General features: G+C 24.4%; 16 protein-coding genes. 4 read left to right on the top strand and 12 right to left on the bottom strand.

Annotated features, from left to right (window positions below; genetic code table 4):
• Entirely contained in the window at positions 1–327 is a 327-nt protein-coding gene (locus tag DMC14_RS01735) for a hypothetical protein (protein ID WP_116171519.1), read from the bottom strand.
• Positions 317–1108: a ParA family protein gene (locus DMC14_RS01730; protein WP_116171518.1), complete on the bottom strand. Its 792-nt coding sequence runs from the start codon at positions 1106–1108 to the stop codon at positions 317–319. Before DMC14_RS01730 ends, DMC14_RS01735 begins: the two co-directional genes overlap by 11 nt.
• A gap of 180 nt (positions 1109–1288) precedes the next feature.
• Here DMC14_RS01730 and DMC14_RS06170 point away from each other — a divergent pair, with 180 nt between their 5' ends.
• Positions 1289–2452, top strand: coding sequence for an Mbov_0401 family ICE element transposase-like protein (locus DMC14_RS06170; protein ID WP_116171517.1), 1164 nt, complete (start codon positions 1289–1291; stop codon positions 2450–2452).
• Positions 2453–2812: 360 nt separating this feature from the next.
• Here DMC14_RS06170 and DMC14_RS06165 read toward each other — a convergent pair whose 3' ends face one another.
• From DMC14_RS06165 to nrnA (DMC14_RS06160), 3 genes are all read right to left on the bottom strand, one after another.
• Positions 2813–4117 (bottom strand): transglutaminase domain-containing protein, encoded by a 1305-nt coding sequence (locus DMC14_RS06165; RefSeq protein WP_116171516.1) that lies wholly within the window; start codon positions 4115–4117, stop codon positions 2813–2815.
• Between the two features lie 80 nt (positions 4118–4197).
• Positions 4198–5190 (bottom strand): bifunctional oligoribonuclease/PAP phosphatase NrnA, encoded by a 993-nt coding sequence (nrnA, locus tag DMC14_RS01715; protein ID WP_116171515.1) that lies wholly within the window; start codon positions 5188–5190, stop codon positions 4198–4200.
• Positions 5177–6154, bottom strand: a complete 978-nt coding sequence (nrnA, locus tag DMC14_RS06160; protein WP_116171514.1) for a bifunctional oligoribonuclease/PAP phosphatase NrnA — start codon at positions 6152–6154, stop codon at positions 5177–5179. Before nrnA (DMC14_RS06160) ends, nrnA (DMC14_RS01715) begins: the two co-directional genes overlap by 14 nt.
• Before the next feature lie 122 nt (positions 6155–6276).
• On the opposite strand from nrnA (DMC14_RS06160), the gene DMC14_RS01705 reads away from it, so the two are divergent.
• The gene (locus tag DMC14_RS01705; RefSeq protein ID WP_116171513.1) at positions 6277–7923 is read left to right on the top strand and encodes a hypothetical protein; all 1647 of its coding nucleotides are present in this window, start codon (positions 6277–6279) and stop codon (positions 7921–7923) included.
• A gap of 11 nt (positions 7924–7934) precedes the next feature.
• Here the strand turns inward: DMC14_RS01705 and DMC14_RS01700 are convergent, their stop codons facing one another.
• Positions 7935–8165: a DNA mismatch repair protein MutS gene (locus tag DMC14_RS01700; protein WP_175393442.1), complete on the bottom strand. Its 231-nt coding sequence runs from the start codon at positions 8163–8165 to the stop codon at positions 7935–7937.
• Positions 8165–8989 carry a DNA-formamidopyrimidine glycosylase gene (mutM, locus tag DMC14_RS01695; protein WP_116171511.1) on the bottom strand — a complete coding sequence of 275 codons (825 nt, stop codon included), beginning with the start codon at positions 8987–8989 and terminating at the stop codon, positions 8165–8167. Before mutM ends, DMC14_RS01700 begins: the two co-directional genes overlap by 1 nt.
• 41 nt (positions 8990–9030) lie before the next feature.
• Here mutM and DMC14_RS01690 point away from each other — a divergent pair, with 41 nt between their 5' ends.
• Together DMC14_RS01690 and DMC14_RS01685 are read left to right on the top strand one after the other, a co-directional pair.
• On the top strand, positions 9031–9498 hold the full coding sequence (locus tag DMC14_RS01690; protein ID WP_116171510.1) for an L-threonylcarbamoyladenylate synthase: 468 nt from the start codon (positions 9031–9033) through the stop codon (positions 9496–9498).
• A gap of 5 nt (positions 9499–9503) precedes the next feature.
• On the top strand, positions 9504–9956 hold the full coding sequence (locus DMC14_RS01685) for an RpiB/LacA/LacB family sugar-phosphate isomerase (RefSeq protein ID WP_116171509.1): 453 nt from the start codon (positions 9504–9506) through the stop codon (positions 9954–9956).
• 106 nt (positions 9957–10062) lie between these two features.
• On the opposite strand, the gene DMC14_RS01680 is transcribed toward DMC14_RS01685, so the two are convergent.
• The 5 genes from DMC14_RS01680 to infC form a co-directional block, all read right to left on the bottom strand.
• Positions 10063–11427: a DUF2130 domain-containing protein gene (locus DMC14_RS01680; RefSeq protein WP_175393441.1), complete on the bottom strand. Its 1365-nt coding sequence runs from the start codon at positions 11425–11427 to the stop codon at positions 10063–10065.
• 31 nt (positions 11428–11458) lie between these two features.
• Positions 11459–12865 carry a DUF2179 domain-containing protein gene (locus DMC14_RS06155; protein ID WP_277870925.1) on the bottom strand — a complete coding sequence of 469 codons (1407 nt, stop codon included), beginning with the start codon at positions 12863–12865 and terminating at the stop codon, positions 11459–11461.
• 119 nt (positions 12866–12984) lie between these two features.
• Positions 12985–13344: a 50S ribosomal protein L20 gene (gene rplT / locus DMC14_RS01670; RefSeq protein ID WP_116171507.1), complete on the bottom strand. Its 360-nt coding sequence runs from the start codon at positions 13342–13344 to the stop codon at positions 12985–12987.
• 27 nt (positions 13345–13371) lie between these two features.
• The gene (gene rpmI / locus DMC14_RS01665) at positions 13372–13560 is read right to left on the bottom strand and encodes a 50S ribosomal protein L35 (RefSeq protein WP_116171506.1); all 189 of its coding nucleotides are present in this window, start codon (positions 13558–13560) and stop codon (positions 13372–13374) included.
• 1 nt (position 13561) lies between these two features.
• A complete protein-coding gene (gene infC, locus DMC14_RS01660) occupies positions 13562–14116 on the bottom strand; it encodes a translation initiation factor IF-3 (protein WP_422385895.1) in 555 nt (184 codons plus the stop codon).
• Positions 14117–14131 lie beyond the last annotated feature (15 nt).

The raw sequence follows: 14131 nt of genomic DNA, 5'->3' as shown, positions 1-14131 counted from the left end.
TTAGACCTTTTTTTCTTCTTCAAAACCAAACACTTTTTTTAATATTTTTTCTAATACTTCACTTTTTTTTGTTTTAGTTTTTTTTGCTAGTTCTAAAAGCCTATCATCTATTCTTTTTTCAATGTAGTAACCAAAAGTTTTTTTCTCAAATCTAGGAATAATTGAACTAGAAATGGATTCTATAGCATCTTCAGTAAAAAATAATTCACTATTTATATCGATTTCTGCTTCTTCTGAATTCTGTTCTGATAAAGGCTTTTCTTTTTTTATGTCTTTCTTTACTAGCAAAGTATTTAAATCGAAATTATTATCTTTTTTATCTTTCATTATTTTCCTCCAAAACTCCAAATTCTAATAAATTTACTAATTCTTCATATGCCTTTGTTAATTTATTTTTTGTTGTTAAATATACTGGTAATTTTTTTAAAGTAACTGAACTAGCTCCTGTGGTAGAATGCGGGATTGATATATTACATAAACCTGGTTCTGGAAATTTGGAAGATTGTTCCTTAATGATTTTTTCCATTTTTGATCTTGCAAATGTTTTAGTTGCAACCAAAGCCTTAATTTTTAAATTTTTATTAGCTTCTTTAGCCTTATTAACATATTTATACATCTCTGTTAAAGCTTGAATACCAAAACTTTCTAATGTAAAGGGAATAATTATTTCTTCAGTGGCTAACAAAACACTAAAAGTATTAGCAGATTTTTTCGGTTCAGTATCTATTAAAACGTAATCATACTTTTTAGTTTTCTTAATATCTTCTAATATATTTTTTATACTTTTAAAATTTTTTTCATAAATAAACCTTTTGGTTGCTTCTGTATCAAAATCCTGTCATTCTTGTGAAGAAGGAATCACGTCTATATTTTCAAAAACATTAATAATTGCATCATCAATTTTTTTATTTTTAAAAACTAAATCATAAATGCTGTAATTTGAAGGATCTAAAACAATATTATTAAAACTAGCTAAAACGTTTGATTGGCTATCTGTATCAATTATTAAAACTTTATATCCTTTTTTAGCTAAAACGCTAGCGTAATTAACTGTTAATGATGTTTTTAACACTCCCCCTTTATTATTTGCAAAAGCAATAATTTTCATATGCACCTCCTTGTAAAATATTCTTTTATATTAAAATAATATCATATTTAGTTAATAATTATTAAATTATTCATATCCAATTAATAAATTACTCATTAATAACTAATTAGTAATTAATAACTAACTAATTTTATTTTTTTTATTTTAATAGTGTATTAATTTTTAAAATAAAATTTAATTATGGAAATATTAGAAATTATAAAAAATAAAATTATTAGTGAAGATAACAATTTTTATTTATCCACAAAAAGAAAACAAGAAAAATGAAAGGTAAAGGATCGAATAACTAGAAAACTTTGCTTTGAGTCTGGCAAAATAATTGTTCAAATAAGGCGTTATTATAAAGAAAATGATTCTAAGAAAGAATATTTTAATGTAATTAATAGTCTGTTTAAGGATAATAAAAATAAAAATATTGATTTAGAATTAAAAAACAAGTTGATAAAACTTTGTTTAGGTGGGTTAAGCTATAGAATAATAGCTAAAAATTATAATATTGCTCATTCATCAGTCTACAATATAATTCAAAAAAATTATAATAATACTTTGAATCAAATGAAATTTAAGAATTTTCAAAATCTTTCAAAAGACAAAAAATTTATTTATATTTCAGTAGATGATACTTATTTTAATGTAAAAAAAATAAAAAACCATATTATAAAATTAAAGTGTCGTATGATAAACTTATTTTTATTAAATAAAAATAAAAAACCTATAGCTAAAAACCATTTATTAATTTTTTCAAAACCAAATGATAATATTAAAACTGAAGAACTAGCAACAAAAATATTAAATATAATTAATTGTTTTTACTCTAAAGAGTTAAAAATAGTTGTCACCGGGGATGGTGCAAAATGAATTAGATCATTAGCTAAAAAGCTTAAGGCTAAATATGTTTTATGTAAATTTCATTTATTTTCCAAATTAAAAGTTATTTTTAATAATTCATATGAAGTTAAAATTCAATTAAAGCAATTAGCCAGTATTATAAAAGTTGATTTGCAGCAATATATTTATGAATGCATTAAAAATCATAAATATGAAGAAATTTACAAATTCATATCTAAAAATTGAAATGAAATATACCAGTGTTTGAATCACAATAGAGCACTACTTTTACATAATTTTGGAAATTATATAAAACTAAACATTTTTGGATTAGAAGATCAGGAGAACGGGTGATATTATGGAAATATTGCAGAAGCATATGTTTCTCATTTAATTAAATCACAAATTAAAAAGCATTATTCTATTTGAAATATTAGAACAATAATTCAAAAAATACTAAATCCACATAGTCATATACAAAAAAATATAAAAGTAGAATTGTTTAATATTAAGTAAAAATTTTGAAAATAAAAAAAGAACTTAAAATAAGTGTTTTTTTGTATTATTATTTTTGAAAAAAATTTTTTTGTGTTAATAATTTTTAAAATAGTATAATAAAATTGTAAAGAAAAAAGCTAGTTAAATTTTTCAAAACCCCTAAAAAATGTACACCGCCAAAAAATAAATGTAAATAAAAATGTGTTTTTTGAAACTAAAACTTCTTTATTTTTAGAATATTATAAAAAATACGGACATGATAAACTAATAAAGAAAATAAAAGAAGCTGAAAAAGCTTTATTTAATACAAAATAAAAATACAGAAAAAACTCTATATTATTTTCTGTTTTTTTATGTTTAGTTTGTGAATTTTAAAAATTATTTTATTTTAAATAAGAGAGTGTTATCTTTCTTGCTAAATATTGAATTATTTTTAGAATAAAATTTAGCGTTTTCTTTATCTACTGATATTTCTTTTAAATAATTATTTATAAATGTTTCTTTTTCGTCAAATCATATGGTTTCTTTTGGCAAAATAAATTTTGAATCTTGTTTATTTTTAGGATAACAAAGTATTTCTTTTAATCCTTTTGTATATAATACTCCATTTTTTGATTCATAGAAATCATTGTTTTTATCAATTAAAAATGATTTGAAATTGATGCTGCTTTCAGCATTACGTACTTGGAATTCATCCCCTTGAGCATTAACTACATTAGCAGTGCCTATAATCATTCAAATATTGTTAGATACAACTAATTCTTCTATTGAATTATTATTTAAAATAAATTCATAATCGAAAGAAGAAATATTAAAACCTTTAAAGTTAGTAGGTATTATTACTTTTTTATTTGGTTTATCAATATTTTTAATTGACAATCCATAATGAAAATCAAATTCATAGTTTTCTTCGTTAAATCTAGCATTTAATAATTGTGTACTATAATGGTCTTTAGAAAATTGTTCAACAGATTTATCAAAATTATTTATATCAACAACTCCTCAAGTTGAATCAGAAAAGAACCATTCATTTCCATCATATACTAAATTTCATGCATGTGCTCCTTTTTTTGTAAAGCCTATAACAATTGCACTTGGAATACCAATTGAATTAAGCATTGCTTTGTAAAGATTTGAATAACCGTGACATATTGCTACCTTGTTTATAAAAACATCAATTGGTTTTAAGAATGGTTGAGTATTGGTGGCATATTTAATATTTGTAACTACTCAATCATATATTATTTTTGCTTTTGCTTTTGTTGATTTAGCTTCCTTAATTCCATCCAAATTTTCTACAAAATTAGTTATAGTTTTTTTATCTTCATCAGAATATTCGGTTAATTTATCTTTTCAAACTAAAAAATCATCTGGTTTTAATAAATTTATATATCTAATTGCATTTTTATTGCCTTTTAAATATAATGTTTCTCTACTATCATTTTTTAAATGAATATTTTGATCATCAATTTTATTATATTCAAAATTTGGGTTATTTAAATTTTCGTCCTTCTTATTATTTTCGCCCTGATTTTTGTTTTCATCATTTTTATTGTTTTCACTTTTATCATCATTTTTTTGTTGTTTTGTATCATTACATGACACTAATAAATATGAAATTGGTAAAATAGTTGATGCTCCCAATATAAGATTTGTAACAATTATTTTTTTATTTTTTTTCATTTTTGTCCTTGTTTTTCATATTATATATGAAAGATTACTAATTTTATAAAAAAAATACCCTTAAATTTTGGGTATTTTAATTATTTATTATCGTAATTTTCTAAAATTGTAACTTCTTTTTCAAGGTCTTTTATTATTTGGGAAATTAAGCTTTCATCATGAATTTGGGCTCCTGAAGCTCTATGGTGTCCACCACCACCTCATTTAATAGCAACGTTTCTCACACAAGCTCCTGAAGACCTAAATTCACATCTAATTTGGTCTTTAGCTTCTTGTGTAAAAAAGACTCAAGCTTTATTATCATCTATATTTGCTAAACTAAACGGTCTGTTTGCTTTTAAAGGATCATTAATACCTAATTTATGCTGATCTTCAAGTGTGAAATAAAATGAAACAACTTTGTTTTTTATTTGCATATTTTGTTGAATGAAAGCATTAACTTTAATATCAGCTAATGACTTCTTAGCCATTTCAGAATAAATCAAATCTTTTTTAGCTCCTTTTGAATATAGTCAAGATACTAAAAACATTGTTTTGTCATTAGTTAAATTTGTTGTTAATCTAACTGAATCAGTATAAATTCCTAAGAATAAATAAGTGGCTGCATCTGGATTCACTTTTCAATTCAAAGCATAAGCTATTTCTGCTATTTGTTGTGCTGCTGCTGGAGACAATGGATCAACTCAAACTAAAGAAGCATTTAAATCATCATCATTAGGGTGGTGATCTATTCTAATAACTTCGCTAAATATATTATTATCTAAATATTCTCTACATTCTAAACGCTCTTTAAAATTTGCATCCACTATAATCGCAAGAGAATCATCTAATGGTTTTATTTCTAATTTATCCATGCTAAAATCTAAATAAGAATAGCTATCTTTAGAATCTCCTATAGCATAAACATTTTTATCTGGAAAATTTTCCTTAATTAAATTCTTCATACCAAATTGCGAACCTAAACAATCACCATCCGGTCTTATATGATGAAAAATTACAATATTTTTATGATTCCTTATTTTAGTTTCAATATTTTTAAAAATCTGTAGTCTATCATCACTAATCTTTATCATATTTAGCAACCTCAGCTTTTAATTCATTAATTATTGATTTCATATCTGCTTTGGAATGACATGTAGCGCCGGCTGCCACTTCATGTCCACCACCTGGTTTATATTTTTCACATATATGATTAATTCAAATTCCATTTGATCTTACTCTTGCTCTTATTGTTCCATCGGCTTGATCTATGAATAAAACCCAAACCCTGCAATCTCCAATGTTAGCCAAAATATTTACGTCATTAGCTTCATTTTCTGATAAATTAAATTTCTTTTGAATTTTTTTATTTACATAAAAATATAAAACTTTGCCTTCTGATTTGTAATTTAAAAGTACATATGCTGCAAAGCGCACTTTTCTTTCGTCTCTCTTTGATAATTTAAGATTAATATCTCAAACTCTAAAATCGTTATCTTTATGTAAATATGACATTACATCAAATGTTCTTTGTTTTACATTTTCATATTGAAATCTACCAGAATCTGTATTAATTCCTAAATAAGTATATTCTGCTGCTTTTTTTGTAATTTTTCATTTCATTTTCATTGCAATATAAGCAACCTGTTCAGCAGCTGCCGCAAAAGTAGCGTCCTCCCAAGTATAATCATAATCTATATCTGGATCAACGGGGTGATGATCAATTCTTAGCATATGTGTAAAACTTTTGTTTAATATATATTCTGCATATTGAATACGGTTCGATGAATTAGCATCAACAACAACTCCTAATGAATTTTTAAAATGCACTTTAGGAACATTTTCAAATTTATCAAAATCTCATACCATAAATGGAAAGCTTCCTACTGCATCCCCAAAAACATAAACATTTTTATTAGGATAATTTGTTTTAATTAATTCTCTTAAACCAAATTGCGAACCTAAACAATCGCCATCTGGTCTTATATGATGAAAAATAAATATATTGTCATGTGATTCTATTGCTTCTTTAGCAATACTTCAAGTATTTTTTGCCATTTCTCTCCTTATTGTTTTTTGAATAAAATAAATGTTTTTTTATAATTTATTTATTATATATGTTAATAATTATAATATTAAGAAGTCAAAAGTTATTTATTTAAAAAAGTATTAGGAGTTTTATGAAATCAGCTAAAAATAAATTTATTTGAAAATCAATAATATATTTAGGTTCATTATCAATACCAGTTTTCGCTTTAACCAGTTGCAATAATTCTAGAAAAGAAACTAATAAAGATAATACTATAAGTCAAAAAGAAATTGATAATCAATCTGTTTTAATTAATGTTAATGAAAATGAATTAAAACAAATGAATTTAAAAGATATAAAAAAAGAGAATATTAAATTTAATCAATATGACAAAAAAATATATTTTATTGAGATTATTGATTTAATTAAAGAAGAAAAAAATAAAACAATAAAAATAAAATATAAATTACAAACTATTGATAAAAAAGTCTTTTCTTTAATAAGAACAAAGGAAATTAATAATATTGGCATTAACAAACAATTTATTAATAATTTATTAAACGATAAAAATTCAACATTTAAAATTATAGATTTTGAAGAAGAAGAAAAAATAGATTTTTCTAATTTAAATACACAAGATTTTTTAGAGCCAGAAATACCTGGAAAATATGGAATTAAAATAAAAAATGAAAATATGTACATTCCAGAAGATTTAATTATTGAATTTGAATATAAATTCAAAGAACAATTATTTGATGGAAATTTGTATTTAAAATTACAAGGTAAAATTAATGACAATATAATATCAGATAAAATTAATAAAAAAATTGAAGCCAATCTTTTACCAGGTGTTTCCATGGATTACTTAATTAAAAAAAGCAATTTAAAAATCTTTTTTGAAACCCCAGAAAATTATAGTTTTGCTGATTTTAAAATAAATGAACCATTAAACAGAGAAAAAATCGAGCATTTAATTTTTAAAATTAATAAAGAAAAAGAAGATGGAATAGAATTTTTAAAAAAATATAATTTAAAAATAAAAAAGGTATTACCAACTAGTTTTATTTTTAAAAATAAAACAATTAAATTTAACGTTTACTTTGAAGATAATCCTTTAATCATAAAAGATGAAGATGAAGAAATAAAGATTTCTTTTGAAACTAGCAATTTTAATAAAGAAACACTAATTTCAGAAAAAGAATTTGAAAATTTTTTAGATAAATTAATAATAGAAAATAGATTTTTTGAAGATGAAATCGAACTAGACAATTCAATTTTAAAAAATGCTGTTTTATATTATTCTGAAAACGGCCAAATTGACGAAAACTCTATTATTGTTGAAGAAAATTTTTTAGCTTCTAAAAATATTAATTATTTTAATAATGAGAATTTATTTTCGGTAAATTTTAATAAAATTACAAAAAATATTGAAGCAGATATTAACATTTTCAAAAATAAAGAAGATAGCCAACCCAAAAGAAAAGTATCTAAAGTTTTGAACGAAAAAATTAATGATATAAATTGAGACAATTTAATAAGTTTTGAACTTAGAAACAAATCAAAAAACAAACCTATAGACAAAATAAAAGTGAATGATTTTATTTTTAGGCCAAAACGTGATGAATCAGTTGGAAATTTTAATTTTATAACAGTATGAACTATTTCTTTAAAAGACGATTTTTTAGATGAAGAAAAGGAATTGATGAAAAATAACAAAAGAACTATAATATTTAGTTTAAAAAATAATGTATCGCAAAAAATTTACAGTTTTACTAAAGTTTTTGAATTAAAAAAATAGCTTAAAACAAGCTATTTTTTATATACTCTTATCATTGCTTGTCTTGGATTAGGAAAATCATAAGAAAAGTTTTGTTCTTCTATAATTTCTAATGCAACATGTCTTATAATTCCCTGTCCATTGCCAACCACAATATCAACATAATCATATAAATCGCTACTTTCTAAAGAAAATAAAGCATTTTCTACAACGGCCGTTGCCTCTATGCTATCTTTGCCGTGTAAATCAATTTGAAATCCCATTAATACTCCTTTTGACAGTGAGGGCATATGTATGTGCCTCTACCGTTTAGTTTAATTTTAATTATTTCTGTTTTGCAACTTAAACATTTTTTAATTTTATCACTATGTATTTTTAAATAATTTTGAAATTCTCCAGTCTTATTATTTAAACTTTCATAAGTGTGAATAGTTGATCCTCCTAATTCAAAACTTTTATCCATAATTTTTTGCGCGTTAGTTAAAATTTCTAATAATTTCTTTTTTGATATATTTTTAGAAGGACTTATTGGACTGACTCCTGAAGCAAATAAAGCTTCATCAACATAAATATTTCCTAATCCAGCAACTAAAGTTTGATCTAATAATTTAGTCTTTATAGCTGTTGTTGTTTTTTGCAATTTATCATATAAATTATTTACATCAATATCTTTTGGTTCGTTCGCTATTTTAGATAAAGGCAATAATAAATTGTAATTTTTATTTGTTCTCAAATGAAAAGTTCCAAACATTCTACTATCTAAATAATGTAATTCACTTTTATCATCAAAAATAAACTTCATCATTAAATGTTTATGGTTTTCGGTTGATTTATTATAAAATCTATATTTCCCTTCCATTCTAAGATGAGAAATTAAAATAGTATCATTATTAAATTTAAAAATGATGTGTTTTCCTTTATTTTCTATATTTTTAATAGTCGCATTTTTTAAAGCTAATTTAAAGTCATCTATTGAATCCTCTTTAAAAAGTTTAGGTTTTAAAACAATAATATCTTTAATAATCTTATTTAACACCTTTTCTTTTAAAGCATTAACTACAACTTTAACTTCTGGTAATTCTGGCATAGTATTATTATATAACTTTTTATACTTGGTATAATAATAGTATGGCTAATAGATACAATAAATTGTTTATTTCGACAACAGATACTGTTTTAGGAATTGGAGGTCCTGTTGACAGTGAAACTGAAGATCTTATTTATGAAATTAAAGGAAGGGACAGAAATAAAAAATTAATTATTCTTGTTTCATCTATTGAACAAGCTAGAAACTTTCCCGAATGAAATTCAGAGGCAGAAAAATATGCTAGAAAATATTGGCCCGGAGCCACTACTTTAATAGTAAATGATCAAGGTTTTAGAATGCCTAATCAACCTGAACTATTAAATTATTTGAAAAAATTTGGACCCGTATATATGTCAAGTTGTAATTTATCAAATGCTCCTGTTTGCAAAACAATAGAAAATGCTAAGGCTATTTTCCCAGAAATAAGAAATGTATATAATTTTGGTTCTATGTCTCAGGTTCCAAGTCAAATTATAAGAATTGAAGACGGAAAAATATTAAGGGAATAAAAAATATGAATATAAAAATAACAAGTGACCATGGTGGTCATGATGCTAAAGTTGAACTAGCAAAAAGATTAACAAATGAAGGCTATAAAGTTCAATTATATGGTTCAAAAGACGCAAATACTTCTATATCTTATGCAGATGTTGCAATTGATTTTGCAAAAGAGTTAAAAAAAGACCCAGAATCAAATAAAACTAAATATGTTGCTTTTTGCGGATCTGGAATAGGTATTTCTATTGCTTTAAACAGATTTAAAGATATTAGATGTGCTCGAGTAACAAATGAAGAAGAAGCTAAACTAGCTAAATCACATAACAATGCTAATATTTTATGCATGGGCGGAAGATTACTAGATAACGACACAATTGAAAATATTTTTCACGCTTGAGAAAAAGAAGCTTTTGAAGGTGGAAGACACGTTGTAAGAATCAACAAATTAAAGGAAACAGGTCAAGAGTAGCAAAAGCTACTTTTTGTTTTTTATTATTTTTAATAAATTAAGGGATATGAATATAAAATAAAAAATATCTAATGTGTATTTTAAAATTGGCATTAGATATTTTAAATTATTTTTTATCCGTTTCGTTAATTAATTTAGCTATTGAGGGAGCATTCTTTGTAAGTTTTTTGACAGTAATATCATCAACTTTTCCATTAGCAAGAGATAGCTGATATTGTGTTTTTAAAAGACTTTCTTTTGTCTTTTGCAAATTATTAATAGATTTATCTATTTCACTAACAACATCGTCAAAATGTTTTTTTGCCTTGTCTACATTTTTTGTAAAGCCTTCTTTGGCAATTCTTAAATTTTCAGCAAAGTTTGTAAAATCCAAATTGGTTTGTTTATATTCGATAATTTGTCTTTTATCTTCAATAGATTTTAGTGCTATATTTCTTAATAAATTAATTATTGCAATAAAATTGTTAGGTCTTATTACATATAAATTGGGCATATCTTTTGTAGAAGCATCGTAAATTCCACTATTATATGTATCATTTTCAGGTTCTAACATTGAAACTAAGACTGCATATTCACAATGTTTCTTATTTCTATCATTTGAAAGTTTTTTAAAGAAATCTTCATTTTTCTTTTTATTAACACTATTTTCACCTTCATTTTTCATTTCAAACATAATGGAAACAAATTCTATACCATCGTCTGTTAATTCTCTAAAAATAAAATCACCTTTAGTACCTTCAACAACATCATTATCTTTTGCAAATGTTGCATTTCTAAGATTAGGTCTTAAATATTGATTGTATGCATTCAAACAATGTTGTTCTAAGTCCTCACCAATAAGTTTTATAGACAAAGAAAGTTTGTGTTCTCTTAATCTATCAATTTCTTTTTGCAAATCATCTTTTTCTTGTTTAGATTTTTCTTTATTAAAATTAAATTCAGTCATAAGTTGACTATATTTTTGATCAGAAATATTTTTTTGTTTAGTGATTTCTAATTCTTTAGATTGATCATAATTTTGAATTTTTAATTCAAGTTCTTGGATTTTTGCTTGTTTTTCTTGAATTGCTTTGTTGAATTTGTTTTCTGTATCATTTAATGATTTTGTATTTTGTAATTCAAGTTGTTGAATTTTATTTTCTTTTTCTTGTAATTTTTGTTTAAAAGAATTTTCTCGATCATTTAATAATTCTTTATTTTTAAGTTCAAGTTCTGTTTTAATTGTTTTAAGTTGTGCTTCAAGGCTAAAAATATTTTGTTGATATTCTTTTGCAACACTTTGCTTTGCCGCATCTATTTTATTTTGATTTTCCTTTTCTAAAAGCTCGATTTCTTTTTCATGCTTTTTAGTTTCTTCATCTATTATTTCTTTTTTAAAATTTTTAGAAACTTGAGAAACTATAGACTCGTAATGATCTTGTGTAATTTCAAATTCTTCACCACATTTTGGACATTTAATTTTGCTATTCACTTTTGGCATCTCCTTTGTTTTTATTTATATTTTAAGATTCTACTTTTGAAGTATTAAATTTACCTATTATATTATGAACTCTAGTAACTGTCATTCAGGCTGAGGGATCTACTAGCAAAACTTCATTCTTAATTAGACTTTGTTCTAAATATAAAGCAAAAGTTTCTATTTTAATTGTTTCAGTGTTAGTATAACCTCCTATTAATTTAGCAATATTGTATCCATGCCAATATTTTATATTTTTAAAATGTTGAATAATTTTTTCGGGGTTTTTAGTATATATAGAAATCTGAACTTTTCTATATTTAGGAAATATTAATTCAATAAAAGAAGTATAAACAAACACATAAGCTATTGAGCATAAAATCCTTAACAGTAATCCTGCTGCATTAAATGGTCTATTATAACTCAATCCAATTAATTCTACGATTGCTATTAAAATAATAGAAAATCCACCGAAAAACAATGCAACAATAGTTGATATATGACCCACTCCTTTTTGTTTTACACGTGAAATATAATATACTATAAAATCTCCGCCAGCAGTTGAAGCCGAATTTTTTCAGGCTATCCCACCAGCTATCCCAGCCATTGTTGCTCCTATTAAAGCATAAACAATAATTGGTCATGTAGGATTTGAAAAACCTTTATCAAAAATTTCCATAAATGCTTTTAATTGTAAGAATTGAGATTCGTTTATAAATCTATAGCCTAATTCATTAGCAGCTTGATTAGATAAAGTATAGAAGCCATCCACATTTCTTGCTGGATTTGATTTAATTCATTCAAATAAGTTGCCATAAGAAGTTCCATAACTTCCATATGCTTCTCAAGGTATTAATGATTTAAAGCTATTTTGATATGCTAATTCTCTAGAAGGTGAAACTCAATTTACATAAAAAATTGATATTTTATTAAAAGTATGTCCGACTGGACCAATTAATAATATTGATTGAAATAGCACTTGTCATAATAATCAATATGTTGTCAATATCATAAATAGTCTTGAATTCTTTTTTCAATAAAAAATAATTAAGGGTAAATTAAGAGCAAAATATATGTAAGCAAAATAAGGTGCTGTTGATGAAACAGTAAAGGTTAAAGCTTGAACAATTGCTGATACTCCAGTTGCAACTGTAGCTGCTTTAGCTAAAAATGTCGCAATAGCAATATTATATAAAATCGCTGATATAAAAACAAAAGCCATTTTTTTTGGAAATTTTTTCCAGACATTAAAAAAATTAACGTTATATGGATTTAGATCAAAAACAGCATTTGGTTTTTTATCTTTTGATTTGAGATTTTTTCTTGCTTTAGCAAGAGCTTTATATTCTTCTGATTTTATTTGGTTCTTTTTTTCAATATCCATATTTTTAAGAACTTCAGGTTTTATTTCTACTGGCTGATCTTTTTTTGGTTCTAATTCTTTTTCAGACATATATTTTCCCTTCTAATTATTAAAAAAATAATAACACAATTTTTTATTTTGTTTTTATTATGTTTAATTTTTTAAATTAAAAAAATAGTACCCAAATTTTGGATACTAAATTATTATAATTATTTAGAAGATAAGGCTTTTTTAGCTGATTCTACTATTGTTGCAAATGATGTTGGATAGTTGATAGCTAATTCAGAAAGCATTTTTCTATTAATATTTATGTTTGCTGCTTTTAGACCTTCAATTAATCTAGAATATGTGATACCGTTTGTTCTAGATGCAGCATTTATACGTGCTATTCATAATTTTCTAAATTCACGTTTTACTTGTTTTCTATCTCTGAAAGCATATGTTCATGACTTAACAACTGCTTGTTTAGCTACTTTGTAACCGATTGACTTGTGTCCTCAGTAACCCTTAGCTAATTTTAATCATTTTCCACGTCTTCTTCTTGTAACGATTCCGCCTCTTGTACGCATTATATTTCCTTTCTATTTCTAATTAAATTAAATTAATTCTTTATATCTCTTGAAATCTGATGCTGATAATGTAGAAGATTTACGAGATTGACGTTTTTGTTTTGTTGTTTTATTTTGTGCTAAATGTGAACGATATGCATTTCCACGTTTTACTTTACCGCTTGCAGTTATTTTAATTCTTTTTTTCAAACCGCTTTTGGTTTTCATTTTTGGCATGTTATTCTCCTTGTGTATTTGAAGGTTCGTTATTTTGTTTGTTTAAAGCTTCAACTTTACGCTTGTCTTTTTCGATATACATATCTAAAAAACGTTCATTTACCAAAGTTGCTTCTTTTGAAATCTTTGCAACATCCTCAACTAGTGCATAAAATTTCTTTAAAATTTCTTCTCCTAGTTCAATTCTTGCGCGTTCTCTACCTCTAAATTTAACAGATATTTTAATTCTGTTACCGTCTAATAAAAATTCTCTTGTTTTACGTGCTTTAGTTTCTAAATCGTGATCCCCAATAAGAGGGGTTAATCTAATTTCACGATTAATAGTTACAGATTGTTTCTCTTTTACTTCTTTTTGTTTTTTCTTTCTATCATATTTAAATTTTCCATAATCTAAAATTCTAGTTATTGGTTTATTATTTTCAATCGATATAAGAACTAAATCCATATTATATTCAGCTGCTTTATCCAAAGCTTCTGCCTTAGATAAAACTCCTATTTTTTCATTATTTGGACCTAAAACAAAAACCTTTTTGTAAGGTATAGCATTGTTTACAATGTGTTCGGATTTCGG

The sequence above is a fragment of the Metamycoplasma phocicerebrale genome (assembly GCF_003383595.3).
Lineage (GTDB): Bacteria > Bacillota_I > Bacilli_A > Mycoplasmatales > Metamycoplasmataceae > Metamycoplasma > Metamycoplasma phocicerebrale.
Note: the sequence above shows the minus strand (reverse complement) of the source record. Positions and strands in the feature narration are given on the sequence as shown.